The following is a 12,530-nucleotide window of genomic DNA, read 5'->3' as shown; positions in this document are numbered from 1 at the left end:
TGCGGGGAACGGGCAGTTATGTCGGTCGGCTTCCACCCGTACCTCGGTTCATCCCCGCGCCTGCGGGGAACGGGTCTGATGGTGTTGATTTGAATCGTGCCGTAGCGGTTCATCCCCGCGCCTGCGGGGAACGGCACTTAAAAGTCTAGAAATGCGATTCGTAAATCGGTTCATCCCCGCGCCTGCGGGGAACGGTTTTTTAGCTGTTAGCTCTTTTCCTGTACGTCCGGTTCATCCCCGCGCCTGCGGGGAACGGCTCTGAAGCCACTAGGTGGTCTTGCCAACGTTCGGTTCATCCCCGCGCCTGCGGGGAACGGGCGTGGGTCATCTTGTGCCCAAAGATCGCCCACGGTTCATCCCCGCGCCTGCGGGGAACGGACGCATGCGGTTAAGAACGTCATGAGCAGCTCCGGTTCATCCCCGCGCCTGCGGGGAACGGACAAACTCTATCATCGACTCGATACCAAATAACGGTTCATCCCCGCGCCTGCGGGGAACGGAATATCAAGGCGGCTACTGGTACTTTTACGAACGGTTCATCCCCGCGCCTGCGGGGAACGGGCGAGTCGATCAATTACGAGCTCGTGCCTAACGCGGTTCATCCCCGCGCCTGCGGGGAACGGATTATGCCTCAGTAGAGATACTTCAAACGTCGCGGTTCATCCCCGCGCCTGCGGGGAACGGTCTAATTGTAGTCAGTTGTTTTAAAAAAGAAAAATCGCCAGCGGAAAATCCACCAGCGATTTTGGTCATTTTTTGAACAGCTCTATATTATTAAAGAGCATCAAAAACAGCTACTTATCCATGGGCGGTAAAAACCGCACCAAGCGTAGTCCGTCATGGTCAATGGGGACGCGGCGGTTATCGCCGAAGGTCTGGAACTCGAAGCCGGATTCGTGGTTGCTGGCCCAGGCCATGGCGACGTTGCCGCCCTCCTCGGCCAACACCTCGATCTGCTCCCAAATCATTTCGCGGATGCGCTTGCTGACGTCTCCGACGTAAACACCGGCGCGAATCTCCAGCAGCCAGACGGCCAGCCGCCCACGCAGGCGGGGTGGCACGGCTTCGGTAACGACGACGAGCATGGCCATACTAATGACTCCTATGACCGCTATCGCCTATCGATGCCGGCTCGGGGATGGCCGGCGGTACGGCATCGGCCGGGGGTGGTGGCGGTTCGATCTCGCCCGCTGCCAGCACCTCTTCGATCATGGGAATGATGCGCTGGAGCAGCCGGGTCTGCTTGAAGGCATCGCGGCAGGCAATGCGTACCTCGCGCTCCGGCATCGGCGGATTCTTGGCAGCGACACGGAAGGCGGCCGGTACCACGGTTTCGAATTTGACGATATCGGCGATGTCGTAGACGAAGCTCAACGGCTTGCCGGTATGCAAAAAGCCGATGGCCGGGGCGTAGCCCGCGGCCAGAATAGCCGCTTCGGTAATCCCGTAGAGGCAGGCGGTGGCGGCCGAGAGGCACTGGTTGGCCACATCGGCAGAGTCCCACTGCTTCGGGTCGTAGCGCCGCCCCTGCCATTTCAGGCCGTGCTGTTTGGCCAGCACCTGGTAGGTCTTGCGTACCCGTGCGCCTTCGATGCCGCGTAGCTGTTCGACACTGCGCCGAGAAGGTGGCTCCTCGCCAAAGCGCAGCTCGAACATCTTGCGCACGACCTTGAGCCGCAGGCTTTCGTCCAGCGCCAGCTGCGCCTGGTAAAGCAGCTTATCCGAGCGCGCACCACCAGGCTGGCCGGCGCTGTAGAGCCTTACCCCCGCGTCGCCCACCCAGATCAGCAGCGTGCCCACCGTGGCAGCCAGCTTGACCGCTGCATGCGAGACGCGCGTGCCGGGTTCCAGCAGTAAACACGCCACCGAGCCCACCGGGATATGCATGCGCTCACCGTTGACCTCGTCGACCACGACGAACGCGCCGTCGCGCACGTCGATCTGGCCCATGCCGACGAAGATCATCGACATGCGATCCTTCAAGGGGATGGGTTTTAGGGGGATAAAGCTCATGACGCTTCCATCATCGCGGAGAGATACTTAGCAAGCCGAGCCCAAAAGCCTTGCCAGGCCCGACTCCCTGTTCAATGGCATTCTTGAAAGAGGCGGGATCAAGAGTAGTCAGCACACCTTCAAACCACGCCTGACGCAAACGAATATCACCTCGTCGGACATCAAGCATTTCTGTGGCCATCACTAGCGCTGTCTCCACATTAAAGCCCGAGCGGGCGGCTTGCCGCCCAAGCCACTGACACTGCTGCTCTTCACTGGCAAGCCCGACTCTTTTTCCCGCTTGCGTTACTGTGGGATTGGCAAACAGCCTGAATCGATATCTTCCTCCTTGTGTCAGAATTCGATCAATATCGACATTTTTAGACTCTACCTGTGCTTTCAGGTAGCCGGACGTCTCGAATCCTGACCAGTCGGGCTGAGCAAGCGACTGAACAACAACCGTGGGATCCCGTCGGCCCGAATCGGGCTCCAGTCGCCACAAAAAGCGCGGAGGTTTTGCATCAGGATCGTCTACGAAAGCTCGTACTAACGACCGATGCATATCATAAGCATCAGTCAAATCCCGCCTGACGCTCGCATTGCGCCGGTCAAGCGTGAGTCGAGTGAGATGCATCGCCACCCCCTGGAATCAGTTGCAACGTCTTGACGAAACGAGGGCCAAATTGGCGCTCGGAAAATGGCGCGATCGGTTGATCGACCCGAACGGTGCCTTCATCGGTATCTTCGATGACAACGCGGCACTGTTGCGTTTTCTGGCGCGTGTCATGCTCAGTGAGTAGCGCTGTCGATCCCAGCGCATCCAAAAGACCACCATTGAGCAAACCATCCGGCATGAATACCGGACGAGACGGCACAAAACTCTTGCGGCCCAGCGACAAAGGCCAGTACGGCGTACGCAGGGCTCCGTGGATATGAGCCAACAGCTCGCGATCACCTTCGAGCGCGACGAGAAAAACGGCGTCCGACAAGTAGTAGCGCTGGCTGACAACGGTTCGGCTGGCGTCAGCCTTGCCGGATGAGGCGATCACTCCCGTAGCGGTTTGATAGTCGCGCATCGGAATACCTTCGCGATCGACCCGGACTCCCATCCGCAAGGCCGCAAGATCAGCGACCGGCTCTGCCCGATCGCGGCCAAGTGCGGCGCACACCAGACCGAGCACACCTGACTTGGAGGGTTCGAGCTGCGTGTCACGCTCGTCGAATCGACTGGTCGTCCCCCATGATTGCATGGGACCAGCCAGGCACATAAGCAGTGTGGCCACGACTATGCCTCCAGCGCGTCATCTGTGAGTTCGCGCACGCGTCGGGCGAGCTGCCCCAAGTTCGGTAACGCTTCACTTTGATCGGTGTCCTGCCACTTCCCGGTCAAATCCAGATAGAGCCACTGGTCCTGGCCATCGCTGTAGACGGCAGACAGCTTCTTGTCGCTTTCCTGCAACCGCTGAACCGATTGCTCAGTAAGCGATTCTCGCAGATTTGCCGTCACCGGCTTTTCGAACGCGTTAGCGAGACTCATGGGCGCGACGTGGCGCAAACTCACACCGATGAAGTCCGGTGCGTTATGAGCCGCGAACGTGTTCTGCTTGCCGCTAGGTACGGCACGCACGAACGCGGTTGTGAACGCTTCTACGGCTGACAAGACAAGCTCCCGATCTCCTTGGAGGTTGCCGAGCAGCTTGTGAATGTCGAGCACGGCATAGCGATACAAGGTAGCCGAGTTGAATTCGATCTGACCGATCATGTCGGCGCCGGTATCGTCTTCCAGGCCGCGATCATCAACTGCCGTGTAATAGTCGAATTCGCGCTCAACGCGATGGGTGCTGATCGCGTGCGCCACTTGGCATGCCGCATCCTGATTCACGGCCGGTAAATCAGCGAGCATGCGTCCGAACAGCGCGATATCCACCGCCTTGCCACCGTCCAGCAGCGCCTTGGCCTTTTTTGTGACTTCAGGCGGAGCCGCGGCCTTGCGTTGTTTTTTGTTGGCCTTCGCATCAACGTCGGTCAGTTCGTCCCAGTGCTGGTCAACCAGCTCGGCGAATCCAGCAATCTCCTTTTCGCCGAGAAACAGCAGATATTCGGTCTTGTCATTATCCTTTTTGGATAAACTCAGACCGGCCGCAGCCAGCGCGCTTTCGATCTTGCCCGCCGCTTCTTCCGGATCGCGGTCGATCAGACGCTCCACCAGCAGTCGCTTGAGCCGCTTGGTGCGTATGCCGCGATGAGCTTCATCGATGAGATCGTATTCCGCTGCCGCCAACCGAGTAGCCCGCTTAAAGCATTGACTGCTCACCCGCGCACGGCGATGGCCGCCAAAAATCGCATCCTTGGGCGCGCCGGTATCGTCGCGGTTGAGATTGGACGGTGCGAAATTCTGGATGATGTGGAATTCGAGAAATGCACGCATGTTCAGGTCCCCTGTGCTTGTGCTGTTTCGGATTGGTTATCGTGTTCGTCATTACGCGAGACCCAGTAGAAATCCCTTGCCCAGCGCTGGCGGCATCGATCGAGGCGTGCCACGTTAGGCGTGCGTGCCAACCAGACTTCCATATCTTGGATAAGAAGTGCGGGGTCGTAACCAATCTGGGTGTCGCGAAGCAAAGCCATCGCCTGGCGTAGATGGTCAGCGATGGTATCGGGCGATGCGCCAAGCACCGCTATGAAACGACGCTCGACGCTTTCAGCGTCATTTTTCTCCTGCGCCGCCAACCGGCTGAGCGCAGAAGCCAGAGTACGGCCCGGCTCGTATTTCGAATGAGCTGCGAAAAGGCCTGACACGAGGTAGCGTGCTCGTCGTCGCGGATCGCCGCTTTTCCATGCGGGATCAATGAAAGGCTCAATACAGGGGAATACCGCAGGATCTTCACCGGGCGAGAGCGTCAGGCTTCGGCGCAGACGGGCAAGTACCGAGGATTCATTCTTCGCAAGCGTCAGCAGATGTTGTGTCAACGCATCGGGCGCATTTTGTATGATCTGCCCCGACAGCCCCGCTCGGTAAAACTCACGACCCCAGCGCTGGCGCATCGCCTGCCACCGGTACTCGTTTTTGAGAGGATCGAGCCACAGCGCGATATCCGCGATGAGCTGGACGTAATCAAAGCCGTAGCCGTCCGCCGCGAGAAGCGTCGTGGCCTGGCGCAGACGTGCCACGATCTGCTGTTCGTCCGCTTGCAGCAGGGCAATGAAGCGTTGCTCTATGCTTGGATTTTGCCGAGCACCCCATAGCGTGCCAAACGCCTGTGCAAGCGTGGCGCCTGCCTGTTCCGGGTGACTCGCGTACAGACCAGCGGTGAGATACAACGCCAGTCGATACGGATCGTCTGCGTCGCGCTCCATGCCTACAAAGCGCTCGACGATGGCCATCGCGTTTGGATCTTCGCCGACCGGTTGAGCCCGACTATGACGCAGGCGGGCAATGGCGCCGGGATTATTTGCATACAGTGTTTCGAGATAGCCAACAAACTTGCCTGCAGGGGAGGTCATGGTTTTTCTCCTGCGGCAAGGTCTGGCTTGGGCGCGTATTTGGTGAGCAGACCCAGCAGCCGCGGATAGTGCCGGGCTTCTGCGCGCAGTCCGCGCGGCGTGCTGCCCGTCCCCGCGACCACATCGCGCCAGGCGTGTTGGGCCGCGTCACGTAGCGCATCGTTCCAGTGGTCTGTTGCGAGTTCAAACTCATCGGCGGCGAGCTGCGCCATGAGCGTGGGCAAGGCGCGCTCTGCGGTTGCGAAATAGGTAGGCGTCAGTGGCCCGGCCGCTAAAAGGCTCTGAGCCCGGGCCTTCGTCTCCTTGTTATCTGGATCCGGCATGCTGTCGGCGAGCATCGCGCGCGCCAGCGTTCGCAGCGCGTAGTAGAGCGCTTCGGCATCCGCCACTTTCTCCTGGAGGGTCTCGGAGCGGTCGGGATCGACCAGCAGGTTGGCCGGCAGCACGATCTGCTCCATACGCCAGCGCAGCAGCTTGGCCTGATCACTCGCCAGCCCGGCCACCAACAATGGCTGATAACGGTTCGAGCCGGGCCCGAGCGCTCGATGCAGGCTTGCGGCGTACGCGATGACCGCCGCCGGACGCCGGTTCTCGGTTTCGGTTGCAGGCCCGGGGACGAGCGCGGGCAGGTCGCGCCATGTCGCACGAGCTTCAGTAAAGCTTATACGTACGGGGCCGTTCTGACCGGCCCGAAAACTGGCCATCGGATCGGGCTGGGTCTCGCTGTCACCCAGGGCAAACCCGGCGCCGAAACGCAACCAGCGGATATTGCCGCTGTCCTCCCGCTTGAACAGCACGGCACGGCTCTGACGCGTGTAGCGATCATTCGGCCCCGTGGCGAATACCGGCTCGCCGGTGAGCTGTTTCTCGGTGAGCGGGTCACGTTCCCAGCTGGGGAGATCCTGTTCCGCGTTCGAGCGGTGCTCATCAGGGTGAAGCCCCAGCGCGATCGTCTCTGCAAGCGTCTGCCCTAGGGGAATAGTTGCCGCCGTATTGGCCAGCGCCCCGGCCTTGTCCGAACCACGAAACACCTTGACCAGACCACCGGGCGTGAATTGCAGAAACCCGAGCAGCGTATTCAACGCCTGGGCCGGGGTGGATTCTGCCGGCTCGCTGTCATAGGCGTGGTCGAACACCACGGGCGTATTGCCGGTCGCGCTCGCCAGCGATATTTGCGCCACGCTCTTGAGTTTATCGCGGGTGGGCCCGGCCATATCCAGAACGGCCGCCTGCATGAACGGGTGGGTATCGTGAAACAGCCAGAAGCGCTCTTGCCAGTGCTGGAGATACGCGCGTATCGCACAGACGGGCAGGCCGTTTCGGTACCACTCGGCCCGCTCGGAATCTCGCCAACGCCCTTGCGCCATGGTGATCGCGCGGTGAGTGATCGCCAGCAGCAACCGGTATTGCGCTACAACGCTCGGCGGTGCCGTGTCCGCCAGTGCCACGATCTCTCGGCTCCGCTCGAACACCTCGACCAGCCCCATCGAGGTAACCGCGCCGTCTGTTAGGCGGACAGCCAACCAAGGTTCTCGGAGCAGATTATAGGCCGGAATAGAAAGTTCAACCTTCGCCCGGATGCTATCGCTCGTGTCTGTCATATATACCCCTGTACCGATAAGGCCCGAACGACCAAGCTTTAGTTAAGAATAGATCTTTGTAAATCTATAAGTAACCTCGACGATTGGCTTATAGTCGAGCGCTCTGCTTAAGCAGAAATAAACCGAATAGCTCTTTTTGCTCACGCACGAATTGCTCGACCTCCCCACACAAGTGAGGCCGACGAGGGGGAGCTTTCTCCCCTCACTTATCACTCGCTTCATAAACGAGCCCCAGATCCGGATCGAGATAAATCAGTTGCTTACCCAATTCGCAGCGGCCCTCGGCCATGGGCACGGGGTGGAGATGCCGTAGCAGCGGGTGATCCGCAAATGCCGCGGGCTTCTCGGTCTGCTGGCAATGCAGCACGACCGCCTTGCGCGATACGCGCAGCTGGCGGGCATATAGGCGGCGTGCGACATCGTCGGACGGTACCTGTGTCGGATCGATAATGATGCCGTCGACCGTCCAGGCGTCGTGGATCACATCGACTGGCACGAGACTCACCGACTCCGGCCCAAGTCGAGTTACATTTCTCACGCCCTCTTCATCGTCACCGCCGAACGGCTTGTTCTGGTAGGCGCGGGCCGGCTCGTCCTCCGGGTCGAGCGAGATATCGATTGCCAGTTGATGCTTACCTTTCTCGACCCCCAGATGCGCGCCGTAGGATTCGATTTCTAAAAAGTCACGAATCTGTTCGCTGATCGAGGTTGGCAAATCTGGGAAGCTGTAAACATGCTGCACGAGCGTATCGATATCAGTTGGTAACTCCAGCGTTTGCCGCTCGCGCAGGCAGGCCCAAGTATGACCCAGCACGAACGGATCATAGACATATTCCCAGGCGGTTTCCTTGAGCGACGGCAAACGATCGTAATGCAGCCCTGCAATCCAGAAGCGTGCTTGAACATGCGCGGCCGGTCGCTCCCGATCATGGCGATGCATGCGGCCGGCCCGCTGTAAAAGAAGATCAATGGGTGCGAGATCGCTCAGCATGAAGTCGAAGTCTAGGTCGAGCGATTGTTCGGCCACTTGCGTCGCGATCAACAGACCCGCGGCCGGTCGCGAGCTATCGCCGGAATCACTCGCATCGCCAAAAAGCTCAAGTACACGCTTTTCAATCTCAGCGCGTTGATCGGCAGGAAAGCGAGCATGGAACAACACCATTTCGATATTGCTTTCTTTAGCCTGCGAGTCCAACAAACGAAACAGCGTCTGCGCACGATCGACGGTATTGACGATCACCGCGCCGCAACCGCCCTCTTCGAGCAATGCGACCGCCTGATCCTTGATCACCTCCAACGACTCGTCGAGACCATGCACGACAATGGGGGCCTGCGGCCGGCTGTCGAACGTCTCGCTGCGAATCGAGTGTGCATCGATCTGCGTCAGACGCGGGTAATCAGCTTTCGGGACATGTTGTGGGTCAGCGCCCCAGGCTCTCACCAGTCGATCACGTTTGCCCTGCGGTAGGGTCGCACTCATGAGCACGACCGAGCTACCCATGGCCTTAAGCCAACGGACGAGCGCCTCGATCAACACGCTGGTATAGGTGTCGTAGGCGTGCACCTCGTCCAGCACGACCACTCGATTCGCTAGTCCCCATAACCGCACGAAGTGGTGCTTGGCATTGAGCACGCCGAGCAACGCCTGATCGACCGTGCCCACCCCGTACGGTGCCAACAATGGCCGACGGCGCTGGGAAAACCAGACCGAGGCCGAGACACTCTCTTGTTGATCGTTCGCGACACCGCGCAAATGGCGTAGCTGCTCGCTCATCGCCGCACCACCATGAACGAGTTTCACGTCTGTTGCTTCGTCGAAGGCCTTCAGGAACTCTTGGGTGCGGTCGAAAAGCGCATTACCGGTCGCCTGGGTGGGCAAGGCGACATAAAGTCCGCGATGCGCGTTCGCAGCCTGTAAACGAAGATAAGCCAAGTAGGCCAACTCGGTCTTGCCCTCGCCCATCGGTGCTTCAACAAGCAGCAAGGTAGGCCCACGCGCGTCTTGAAGCAGCGCCTCACCGACCTGCTGCAACGGGCGCGGCGCCGTCGGTTTGCCGCGGATACGACCAAGCAGGGTCTCCGCCGTGAAAGGTTCTGACAACAGCTGGTGAAATCGCGGCCAACCGGCACTCGCCAATGCATCCTTCGCAAGCGAGCGTGCGTACTGGTAGTACTCGTGCAAGTCGTCATGGCGCTCGCCGAGCGCGAACCACTCCTCATTGGACGCGATCCAGTCCGCAATACTGGTCAGACCGGCCAGCCAGTTCACCGCGACCAGATCCAGCTCCTCGTGGCTCGGACACCCTTGAGGATTCAGCGTCTGCCAGTACACGTCGAGTATTTCGCTACGCGCGGCCGCCCATTTAGCCGGCTCGCGCTTCGGCCGGCCATACGCTTGCTCGTCCGCGCGAAAATGACGGCCATGATGTGCGGCAATCGCCTGCACGACTGCGGTCACCCATCCCCAGGGTGCCTGCGTGAGCGCTTGTAATGGCTCGGCGAGCAGCGCCGCGGTCGCCAACGAGTGGTTGCCACGTCTCGTCGCCTCGTCTGGAAAATCCAGGCCGGCAGCCTGGGCGCACGCATAACCTACCGGCCACTTGAGCACAAAACCCGGTATGGCCTTACCAAAATCGTGCAATCCAGCAATAGCGGCAATCCAGCGAATACAGCCTTCCCGCGGCAAATCGAGCACCTGACTGGCCCAATTCAGGCTTGTTGGTGGCTCTTGCTCGAGCAGTGTTTCCACCACCGCAGCCACGTCCAGCATATGGGCAAGTAAATTATGACCTGAACCATCATCTACCGCACTTTTGGACCACATTGACCGCGCTGGATCACTCAGCGACGAAAAAGCGGTCAACTGGATCTGTGAAGTCTCTAGATGTCGAACCATGCATCTCACCCTCATTTTGCCTTGATGCATTGTGAGGCAGCGGGAGGTTATTTCGTGACTTACCGCCTCAAATATCCCTTAACGGGTGACTAAACTTTTAGGCTACACCGATTAGATCTTAGAGGATGAACAGCTGCGGCCCGGCCTGAAGCGGCAGCTCTTCCGCCTTCTGCTGCAGCGGGGTCGGCGTTACCTTGCCTGAAAACCACTGTGCCAGCCCGGCGTAGGACACGGGCTCCGGCGGGCGCGCAAAGCCGGTAGCGTCCAGCACCGCTTCGGCCTGCTCGAGCGCTCGCGGCCAGTAGTCGGCCAGCGCCATGGCCTGCTGGCAATAGGGGAAATAGTCCCGGTTCGAACCCTGCCAGTCGCTGAGCGTCGCCCACCCGGCGATCGTCCAGCTCAGCGCCTTGAAACGCGCCAGCCACTCTTGATCCAGCAGCTTTTCAACCGGCCAGTCAGGCCCAACCAACGCGGCCCAGTCGGCGAAGAAATCGCCAGCGGCGGCGGCATCGTCCAGCTCGCCATCATCGACGAAAAAGTCCGCAAACGTCAGTTGGCCGGTCGCTACGGGGTAACCATGATGGCCGAAAAAAGGCGCCATCAGGTGGTCCATCGGCGTCAACAGCTTTCGTTTGGTCGCCGTGCTTGCCTCCGGCCAGCGCAGCACGCCGTCCTTGCGCCAGGTGTTCCAGCAGGCGTCCCAGAGCAACACGCCCAAACGGTCGTGACGCTGCTTATAGGGTTTGCCTTGCGGCGGGGCCATATCATCGAGTGCGAGCTTCAACACTTCCTGAAAGGCGCGGGAGAACTTGCCAAGATCATGAAGGCCCAGCAGAAACACCAGCAGCCGCCTCATTGGCTCGGGCTGGATACCCAGCTGTGCGGCCAGCTGCTTCGTCAAGGGGCGCTCCGGCGCCAGCAGGTGCCAGCAGGTGCCAGCCAACGGCCGCCACGTCCAGGTTGTGCCAAGCCAGCAGATGGCAGGCATCGCCCGATTGGCCCGGTAGCGCCTTGCCGGCGTAGCGGTGATAGGACGGTCGTTGCGCTTGGGTCGGCATGGCCAAAGCGTTCCTTCTTAGCTGGATGAAAGCCACGTTCATCTCGGCGACCAAAGCCGGGCTTTGGCGGCCACCCCGGCTGTCACACTCACTCAGTAAAATTAGCGAAATGATTAAAGCCGACAATAGCGTGTCTGGAAGTCAAAAGGAAGGCTCAAAACGACCGTTAAGTAAACGCGTTACACCATTGTAAAGAACCGTATTCGGCTACCTTGATCAGTTCATCCCCACGCCTGTGGAGAACGGCATGTAAAAACCAATGAAGAAATCAACGCACAGATTGTAGCGTGTAACGTTACGCGCTACATTGCTATCGACATTTACAACATGGGAAGGGTTAGCAATGCGATGATTAAAAAGATTAAGCACCAAGGTTTGAGACGGCTCTATACGCATGGTGAAACACAGGGAGTCCAGCAAGATCATGCCGTCGATTTGAGAGAAATACTTTCAGCACTGGACGATGCCGTAAAACCCAAGGATATGGATTTGCCCGGGTTTGATTTTCACCCTTTGAAAGGCAAGAGAAAGGATTTTTTCTCGGTGCATGTAAACGGTAATTGGGTAGTCATATTTACGTTTGAAGGTGACCTGGCAACCCTTGTCGATTATTTGGATTACCACTAGTGGCGGCGCATCTTGATAACTGGCTCGGTACGGTTATCAAGGTGCACCGAACAGGTTGTTACCGGCGATGCCGGTAGCCGGGATGGCACCACCTTTAAATAGAGTAGAGAGACTCAAAAAAATGACGATGATAAACCCACCCCACCCAGGTAGCTTATTGCGCCGTCGGATCGTTCCGGCGCTAGGGCTGACGGTCACCGAATTTTCCGAAAAGCTGGGCATGTCACGCGCTGCTGTATCGCGCGTATTAAATGAGCGCGCCAGCATCTCCCCTGATTTTGCCGTTAGGCTCGAACATGGTGGCATCGGTAATGCCCGGCATTGGCTAGCAATGCAGTCGAGTTACGAGTTGTGGCAGGCTGAGCGCAAAGAGCAGAATCACATAGATAATTTTGCTACTGCTTGACTGGGTCTAATACCCAGCCAAAAAGCCCGGTGTACTGGGACGCCGGGCTTTTTGGGTATCAAGGAAGCTGTGTAAATCAAAACGACGATCTGATTAAACCGCAGAGACTATATGCGTTTTGATAGACGACTCACCCCCACGCCTACGCGGAATGCTTGAACCTCGACATTGTGCTGAAAACGGGCAACGGTTCATCCCCGCACTTGCCGGGAACGGAGCCCAGTGACCGCGGCGACAATGCAAATAATCGGTTCATCCCCACGCCTGTGGGTAACGGCGATCATCGATCTTCTTGCGCAGCGTTTCCGGCGGTTCATCCCCACGCCTGTGGGGAACGGACCTTGCCGATTGTCGGAATGCGCTGCAGCGCCGGTTCATCCCCACGCCTGTGGGGAACGGCGGCGTAGCAACTTCAGTCAAACGCACAACTACGGTTCATCCCCACG

At 59.0% G+C, this 12,530-nt stretch carries 11 protein-coding genes and 2 CRISPR repeat arrays (2 of these 13 only partly in view); of the genes, 2 read left to right on the top strand and 9 right to left on the bottom strand.

Translation table 11 applies throughout. From position 1 onward, the window contains the following. Window positions 1-684: a CRISPR direct-repeat array (repeat unit 29 nt; unit sequence CGGTTCATCCCCGCGCCTGCGGGGAACGG); it reaches 4,413 nt to the left of the window's first position. Window positions 685-794: 110 nt separating this feature from the next. From cas2e to ACWFVE_RS01920, 9 genes are all read right to left on the bottom strand, one after another. Next, window positions 795-1,091, bottom strand: coding sequence for a type I-E CRISPR-associated endoribonuclease Cas2e (cas2e, locus tag ACWFVE_RS01960; RefSeq protein ID WP_106375122.1), 297 nt, complete (start codon window positions 1,089-1,091; stop codon window positions 795-797). A gap of 1 nt (window position 1,092) precedes the next feature. Further along, a complete protein-coding gene (gene cas1e, locus ACWFVE_RS01955) occupies window positions 1,093-2,013 on the bottom strand; it encodes a type I-E CRISPR-associated endonuclease Cas1e (protein WP_447527617.1) in 921 nt (306 codons plus the stop codon). A gap of 10 nt (window positions 2,014-2,023) precedes the next feature. Further along, window positions 2,024-2,572 (bottom strand): type I-E CRISPR-associated protein Cas6/Cse3/CasE, encoded by a 549-nt coding sequence (gene cas6e, locus ACWFVE_RS01950; RefSeq protein ID WP_447527616.1) that lies wholly within the window; start codon window positions 2,570-2,572, stop codon window positions 2,024-2,026. Window positions 2,573-2,600: 28 nt separating this feature from the next. Beyond that, on the bottom strand, window positions 2,601-3,275 hold the full coding sequence (gene cas5e, locus ACWFVE_RS01945) for a type I-E CRISPR-associated protein Cas5/CasD (RefSeq protein ID WP_447527615.1): 675 nt from the start codon (window positions 3,273-3,275) through the stop codon (window positions 2,601-2,603). A 2-nt stretch (window positions 3,276-3,277) separates the two neighbouring features. Continuing rightward, window positions 3,278-4,420 carry a type I-E CRISPR-associated protein Cas7/Cse4/CasC gene (gene cas7e / locus ACWFVE_RS01940; RefSeq protein WP_447527614.1) on the bottom strand — a complete coding sequence of 381 codons (1,143 nt, stop codon included), beginning with the start codon at window positions 4,418-4,420 and terminating at the stop codon, window positions 3,278-3,280. Between the two features lie 2 nt (window positions 4,421-4,422). Next, window positions 4,423-5,496 (bottom strand): type I-E CRISPR-associated protein Cse2/CasB, encoded by a 1,074-nt coding sequence (gene casB, locus ACWFVE_RS01935; protein ID WP_447527613.1) that lies wholly within the window; start codon window positions 5,494-5,496, stop codon window positions 4,423-4,425. Beyond that, window positions 5,493-7,097, bottom strand: a complete 1,605-nt coding sequence (casA, locus tag ACWFVE_RS01930) for a type I-E CRISPR-associated protein Cse1/CasA (RefSeq protein ID WP_447527612.1) — start codon at window positions 7,095-7,097, stop codon at window positions 5,493-5,495. Before casA ends, casB begins: the two co-directional genes overlap by 4 nt. A 202-nt stretch (window positions 7,098-7,299) precedes the next feature. Beyond that, window positions 7,300-9,993, bottom strand: coding sequence for a CRISPR-associated helicase Cas3' (gene cas3 / locus ACWFVE_RS01925; RefSeq protein WP_447527611.1), 2,694 nt, complete (start codon window positions 9,991-9,993; stop codon window positions 7,300-7,302). A gap of 118 nt (window positions 9,994-10,111) precedes the next feature. Beyond that, window positions 10,112-10,894, bottom strand: a complete 783-nt coding sequence (locus ACWFVE_RS01920; protein ID WP_447527610.1) for a CRISPR-associated endonuclease Cas3'' — start codon at window positions 10,892-10,894, stop codon at window positions 10,112-10,114. Window positions 10,895-11,399: 505 nt separating this feature from the next. Here ACWFVE_RS01920 and ACWFVE_RS01915 point away from each other — a divergent pair. Next, on the top strand, window positions 11,400-11,678 hold the full coding sequence (locus ACWFVE_RS01915; RefSeq protein WP_447527609.1) for a type II toxin-antitoxin system RelE/ParE family toxin: 279 nt from the start codon (window positions 11,400-11,402) through the stop codon (window positions 11,676-11,678). 121 nt (window positions 11,679-11,799) lie between these two features. Beyond that, window positions 11,800-12,084, top strand: coding sequence for a HigA family addiction module antitoxin (locus ACWFVE_RS01910; RefSeq protein WP_447527608.1), 285 nt, complete (start codon window positions 11,800-11,802; stop codon window positions 12,082-12,084). A 187-nt stretch (window positions 12,085-12,271) separates the two neighbouring features. After that, a CRISPR array of direct repeats spans window positions 12,272-12,530; the repeat unit is 29 nt; unit sequence CGGTTCATCCCCACGCCTGTGGGGAACGG; it runs 929 nt beyond the window's last position.

This window comes from Vreelandella mediterranea, assembly GCF_970647075.1.
The sequence above is the reverse complement of the archived record's forward strand: the minus strand, read 5'-3'. Positions and strand labels throughout refer to the sequence as shown.

What these genes read in the sequence shown, in the direction of transcription:
- cas2e (WP_106375122.1), bottom strand. Translation starts at nt 1,091, where the DNA reads ATGGCCATGCTCGTCGTCGTTACCGAAGCCGTGCCACCCCGCCTGCGT.
- cas1e (WP_447527617.1), bottom strand. Translation starts at nt 2,013, where the DNA reads ATGAGCTTTATCCCCCTAAAACCCATCCCCTTGAAGGATCGCATGTCG.
- cas7e (WP_447527614.1), bottom strand. Translation starts at nt 4,420, where the DNA reads ATGCGTGCATTTCTCGAATTCCACATCATCCAGAATTTCGCACCGTCC.
- casB (WP_447527613.1), bottom strand. Translation starts at nt 5,496, where the DNA reads ATGACCTCCCCTGCAGGCAAGTTTGTTGGCTATCTCGAAACACTGTAT.
- casA (WP_447527612.1), bottom strand. Translation starts at nt 7,097, where the DNA reads ATGACAGACACGAGCGATAGCATCCGGGCGAAGGTTGAACTTTCTATT.
- cas3 (WP_447527611.1), bottom strand. Translation starts at nt 9,993, where the DNA reads ATGGTTCGACATCTAGAGACTTCACAGATCCAGTTGACCGCTTTTTCG.
- ACWFVE_RS01915 (WP_447527609.1), top strand. Translation starts at nt 11,400, where the DNA reads ATGATTAAAAAGATTAAGCACCAAGGTTTGAGACGGCTCTATACGCAT.
- ACWFVE_RS01910 (WP_447527608.1), top strand. Translation starts at nt 11,800, where the DNA reads ATGACGATGATAAACCCACCCCACCCAGGTAGCTTATTGCGCCGTCGG.